1 rRNA gene is annotated in these 3,094 nt (G+C 52.6%); it reads left to right on the top strand.

Going from position 1 to position 3,094, the window contains the following annotated elements:
- Positions 1-159 precede the first annotated feature (159 nt).
- A 23S ribosomal RNA gene (locus C4B60_RS21220) occupies positions 160-3,093 on the top strand.
- Position 3,094: the final 1 nt, after the last annotated feature.

The following is a 3,094-nucleotide window of genomic DNA, read 5'->3' on the forward strand; positions in this document are numbered from 1 at the left end:
GAAAATCCACTAAACCATTTTTAGGCTTTATGCGTAAAAATGGTTTAGCAGCGAGTGATTCGAGGACGTGAGTTGAGGAACACCGGAGCGCACTTAGCGTGCGTGAGGATGTGACGAAACGAAGCGGACGAAGAAGCGCGAAGCTGATCAACCATTTTTGGTTAAGTTAGAAAGGGCGCACGGTGGATGCCTTGGCACTAGGAGCCGATGAAGGACGGTACTAACACCGATATGCTTCGGGGAGCTGTAAGTAAGCTGTGATCCGAAGATTTCCGAATGGGGGAACCCCGTATCCGTAATGGGATATGATCTTCCGCTGAATACATAAGCGGTTGAAGGCAGACCCAGGGAACTGAAACATCTAAGTACCTGGAGGAAGAGAAAGCAAATGCGATTCCCTGAGTAGCGGCGAGCGAAACGGGATCAGCCCAAACCAAGAGGCTTGCCTCTTGGGGTTGTAGGACACTCTATACGGAGTTACAAAGGACGTAGTTAGACGAAGCGGTCTGGAAAGGCCCATCAGAGAAGGTAACAATCCTGTAGTCGAAAGCTATGTCCCTCCAGAGTGGATCCTGAGTACGGCGGAACACGTGAAATTCCGTCGGAATCCGGGAGGACCATCTCCCAAGGCTAAATACTCCCTAGTGACCGATAGTGAACCAGTACCGTGAGGGAAAGGTGAAAAGCACCCCGGAAGGGGAGTGAAATAGATCCTGAAACCGTGTGCCTACAAGTAGTCAGAGCCCATTTACGGGTGATGGCGTGCCTTTTGTAGAATGAACCGGCGAGTTACGATTTGATGCAAGGTTAAGCTGATAAGGCGGAGCCGCAGCGAAAGCGAGTCTGAATAGGGCGAATGAGTATCAGGTTGTAGACCCGAAACCAGGTGATCTACCCATGTCCAGGGTGAAGGTGAGGTAACACTCACTGGAGGCCCGAACCCACGCACGTTGAAAAGTGCGGGGATGAGGTGTGGGTAGCGGAGAAATTCCAATCGAACCTGGAGATAGCTGGTTCTCTCCGAAATAGCTTTAGGGCTAGCCTCATGTAGTAAGAGTCTTGGAGGTAGAGCACTGTTTGGACTAGGGGCCCCCAACGGGTTACCGAATTCAGACAAACTCCGAATGCCAAAGACTTATCCATGGGAGTCAGACTGCGAGTGATAAGATCCGTAGTCGAAAGGGAAACAGCCCAGACCACCAGCTAAGGTCCCCAAGTAATCGTTAAGTGGAAAAGGATGTGGGGTTGCTTAGACAACCAGGATGTTGGCTTAGAAGCAGCCACCATTTAAAGAGTGCGTAATAGCTCACTGGTCGAGTGACCCTGCGCCGAAAATGTACCGGGGCTAAACGATTCACCGAAGCTGTGGATGACATCTCTTCTGAGATGTCGTGGTAGGAGAGCGTTCTAAGCGCTGTGAAGTCAGACCGGAAGGACTGGTGGAGCACTTAGAAGTGAGAATGCCGGTATGAGTAGCGAAAGAAGAGTGAGAATCTCTTCCACCGAATGCCCAAGGTTTCCTGAGGAAGGCTCGTCCGCTCAGGGTTAGTCGGGACCTAAGCCGAGGCCGATAGGCGTAGGCGATGGACAACAGGTTGATATTCCTGTACCACCAACGCATCATTTGAGTGATGGGGGGACGCAGGAGGATAGGAGAGCGCACTGTTGGATATGTGCGTTTAAGCAGTTAGGCAGGAAACGAGGCAAATCCCGTTTCCGTGTAAGCGGAGCTGTGATGACGAGGGAACTTTAGTACCGAAGTCTTTGATTCCACACTGCCAAGAAAAGCCTCTAGCGAGATGTAAGGTGCCCGTACCGCAAACCGACACAGGTAGGCGAGGAGAGAATCCTAAGGTGAGCGAGTGAACTCTCGTTAAGGAACTCGGCAAAATGACCCCGTAACTTCGGGAGAAGGGGTGCTCTGGTAGGGTGCAAGCCCGAGAGAGCCGCAGTGAATAGGCCCAGGCGACTGTTTAGCAAAAACACAGGTCTCTGCGAAACCGTAAGGTGAAGTATAGGGGCTGACACCTGCCCGGTGCTGGAAGGTTAAGAGGAGTGCTTAGCGCAAGCGAAGGTACGAATTGAAGCCCCAGTAAACGGCGGCCGTAACTATAACGGTCCTAAGGTAGCGAAATTCCTTGTCGGGTAAGTTCCGACCCGCACGAAAGGTGTAACGATCTGGGCACTGTCTCAACGAGAGACTCGGTGAAATTATAGTACCTGTGAAGATGCAGGTTACCCGCGACAGGACGGAAAGACCCCGTGGAGCTTTACTGTAGCCTGATATTGAATTTTGGCACAGCTTGTACAGGATAGGTAGGAGCCTTTGAAACCGGAGCGCCAGCTTCGGTGGAGGCATTGGTGGGATACTACCCTGGCTGTGTTGAACTTCTAACCCTCACCCGTGATCCGGGTGGGAGACAGTGTCAGGCGGGCAGTTTGACTGGGGCGGTCGCCTCCTAAAGAGTAACGGAGGCGCCCAAAGGTTCCCTCAGAATGGTTGGAAATCATTCGAAGAGTGTAAAGGCATAAGGGAGCTTGACTGCGAGACCTACAAGTCGAGCAGGGTCGAAAGACGGGCTTAGTGATCCGGTGGTTCCGCATGGAAGGGCCATCGCTCAACGGATAAAAGCTACCCCGGGGATAACAGGCTTATCTCCCCCAAGAGTCCACATCGACGGGGAGGTTTGGCACCTCGATGTCGGCTCATCGCATCCTGGGGCTGTAGTCGGTCCCAAGGGTTGGGCTGTTCGCCCATTAAAGCGGTACGCGAGCTGGGTTCAGAACGTCGTGAGACAGTTCGGTCCCTATCCGTCGTGGGCGCAGGAAATTTGAGAGGAGCTGTCCTTAGTACGAGAGGACCGGGATGGACGCACCGCTGGTGTACCAGTTGTCAAGCCATTGGCATCGCTGGGTAGCTATGTGCGGACGGGATAAGTGCTGAAAGCATCTAAGCATGAAGCCCCCCTCAAGATGAGATTTCCCACACGCAAGTGGTAAGATCCCTGAAAGATGATCAGGTAGATAGGTTCGAGGTGGAAGCATGGCGACATGTGCAGCTGACGAATACTAATCGATCGAGGACTTAACCTAT

It is taken from the genome of Jeotgalibacillus proteolyticus, assembly GCF_002926065.1.
GTDB lineage: Bacteria > Bacillota > Bacilli > Bacillales > Jeotgalibacillaceae > Jeotgalibacillus > Jeotgalibacillus proteolyticus.